Source organism: Microcystis sp. M53598_WE2 (genome assembly GCF_030067735.1).
GTDB classification, from domain to species: domain Bacteria; phylum Cyanobacteriota; class Cyanobacteriia; order Cyanobacteriales; family Microcystaceae; genus Microcystis; species Microcystis aeruginosa.
Window position 1 is genome coordinate 1 of the sequence record NZ_JASJFE010000444.1, and the last position, 1445, is coordinate 1445.

General features: G+C 37.3%; 4 protein-coding genes. All 4 read right to left on the reverse strand.

Annotated features, from left to right (window positions below):
• The coding region (locus PX636_RS09340; protein ID WP_288116872.1) for a type II toxin-antitoxin system RelE/ParE family toxin at window positions 1-273 on the reverse strand (273 nt) is incomplete at its 3' end.
• Window positions 274-275: 2 nt separating this feature from the next.
• On the reverse strand, window positions 276-482 hold the full coding sequence (locus PX636_RS09345) for a hypothetical protein (RefSeq protein ID WP_190359940.1): 207 nt from the start codon (window positions 480-482) through the stop codon (window positions 276-278).
• A gap of 31 nt (window positions 483-513) precedes the next feature.
• The gene (locus tag PX636_RS09350; protein ID WP_288095780.1) at window positions 514-1083 is read right to left on the reverse strand and encodes a Uma2 family endonuclease; all 570 of its coding nucleotides are present in this window, start codon (window positions 1081-1083) and stop codon (window positions 514-516) included.
• Window positions 1084-1193: 110 nt separating this feature from the next.
• Window positions 1194-1445, reverse strand: a 252-nt coding sequence (locus tag PX636_RS09355) for a hypothetical protein (protein ID WP_287697977.1), incomplete at its 5' end; no start/stop codon positions are given.

Below are 1445 nucleotides of genomic sequence, written 5' to 3' on the forward strand. Positions count from 1 at the left end.
CTGATCGTGACTACCAATATCAATTAACAAGATGATAACTTCTAAATATTCTTCATCTTCCGAAAAACTAAAAATAATTCGACAATCGTAAGCTACAGTACAAGACCATAACCCTTCTAAATTACCACTTAACTTATGGGTTTTTAAAGACATTGTAAATGGGTCTTCTGCCAGTTTTCTAAGTACATCGAAAATTTTAGGTTTTAACTGGGGATTTTTCTTGATTAGCTTCTTAAACGAACGCTTAAACCCATCACTCCATATTAGATCCATTGTTAATCCTCGTTCAAATCAGCAATCAAATCTTCTACGGTTCCCCTTTTGACTGTTCCAGCAGCGATCGCCTCTTTCAATTCCTTAAAATTAGCTAAAATTTCTCTTTCTCTTGCTTTTGCTCTATATTGACACAAAATCTCTAACAATGACTCCTGTTCATCCTCTGATAAATTCTCAAAAGATTTGATCATTTCTTGCAAAGTCATCATTTTACCTCTTAACTATTTTCCTTATATTTTAATTATTTTCCAAGATGATTTTATGGTAAACATCTGCGATCACTATCTGAATTCCCAAAGAGTTTAAATGAATTATCCTATCAGATTCATAAGCTGTAAACAACCAAAGATCGCCTTCCTTTTGAAAATGTTCAATATAACATTTTTCCTGAGAAATCAATAAATATTCCTGAAAAGTTGCAATGGTTCGATAAGCGGCAAACTTTTCTTCTCTGTCGTAATTTGCCGTTGAAGCAGACAAAACCTCAGCGATTAAAACAGGATTAATTAAAGTATCTTTGCGTCCTTCTTGATAAGTGAGAGGTTCAGACACTACCATAATATCAGGATAGGTAGCTATTTGACGCTCAGGTATCCATAAACGCTGATCGGTGACAAAAACGGCATAGGGTTGATTCTTTAGTCCAGTATATAAAGCCACTAATAAATTACTAATAATGCGATTATGAGTCGGTGTTCCTCCTGTCATAGCAATAATTTTTCCATCCAGATATTCATGACGAGTTTGGGATTGTATTTCCTGCTCAAAATATTGACTAAGAGTATATTTTCCAGTGAGAGCGGTCATAATGATGATTGTTTGAGAATAAGCATTTTGCAGCGTTTTTCATTTGTACCCCAATTCTAACAACAAAAAAGCACCCCCTCGCGGGAGTGCCTTTTCGTTCAGACTAGGAATTAACCATTGATAGCAGGAGCAATCAGAGCTACAGGAGCCTGTTCACCACTAGCCAAGTCTAAGGGGAAGTTGTGAGCATTGCGCTCGTGCATTACTTCCATACCGATACCAGCGCGGTTTAATACATCAGCCCAGGTACCGATTACACGACCTTGAGAATCGAGAATCGACTGGTTGAAGTTAAAACCGTTGAGGTTAAACGCCATGGTGCTAACACCCATCGCCGTAAACCAGATACCGATTACCGGCCA

Excerpts from the sequence above, each read along its gene's own strand:
- PX636_RS09345 (WP_190359940.1), bottom strand. The coding sequence starts at position 482 with ATGACTTTGCAAGAAATGATCAAATCTTTTGAGAATTTATCAGAGGAT.
- PX636_RS09350 (WP_288095780.1), bottom strand. The coding sequence starts at position 1,083 with ATGACCGCTCTCACTGGAAAATATACTCTTAGTCAATATTTTGAGCAG.